Below are 585 nucleotides of genomic sequence, written 5' to 3'. Positions count from 1 at the left end.
TGGAAGACGAGCCGCCCGCCGGGAGAGGCCGTATTAATCGATTCGGTGAGCGACGTGAAGTCGATGCCGCGTCGAGCTAGGTGATTGACCAGATCTATCAACTTACTCAGCGACCGGCCCAGCCGGTCGAGACGCCAGACGACAAGCGCGTCTCCTTTTTCGATTCTCGCGAGGGCCGCATCGAGGCCCGGGCGGTGAAAGTCGCCCCCCGAAATTCCCTGGTCTGAAAAAACGACGTCGCAGCCCGCCCGTGTGAGGGCATCGATCTGGAGGCCCAGGCTTTGCTCGTCGGTAGACACGCGCGCGTACCCGATCCTCATGAGCGCGCTCCGCAAGAAGTGTCAGGTATGTGTTGGTGTATGCGAGCAGACACACATAACTTCACCGCCATGACGCTTGACGCCTGACGACGGTGACGGCATTGCCAGACGACGGCTCGACGCGATGAAGGACATCGGTGACGCTCACTAGTATTTGATTGCACGGTGTTTTTGCTTCTCGAGCGGCGCTTCCAGTAGACAAAAGGACGAGTGCGTCAGCGCCGTCGTGACACGCCGACACCGTAACAATGCAAACCATCGTCAA

1 protein-coding gene is annotated in these 585 nt (G+C 59.3%); it reads right to left on the bottom strand.

The genetic code is table 11. The features are described from left to right. A partial coding sequence (locus HWX76_RS36440; protein WP_176017111.1) for a recombinase family protein occupies positions 1 to 320 on the bottom strand: 320 nt, incomplete at its 3' end. Positions 321 to 585 lie beyond the last annotated feature (265 nt).

The organism is Burkholderia sp. BCC0398, from assembly GCF_902833245.1.
In the GTDB taxonomy this organism is placed as follows: domain Bacteria; phylum Pseudomonadota; class Gammaproteobacteria; order Burkholderiales; family Burkholderiaceae; genus Burkholderia; species Burkholderia sola.
The sequence above is the reverse complement of the archived record's forward strand: the minus strand, read 5'-3'. Positions and strand labels throughout refer to the sequence as shown.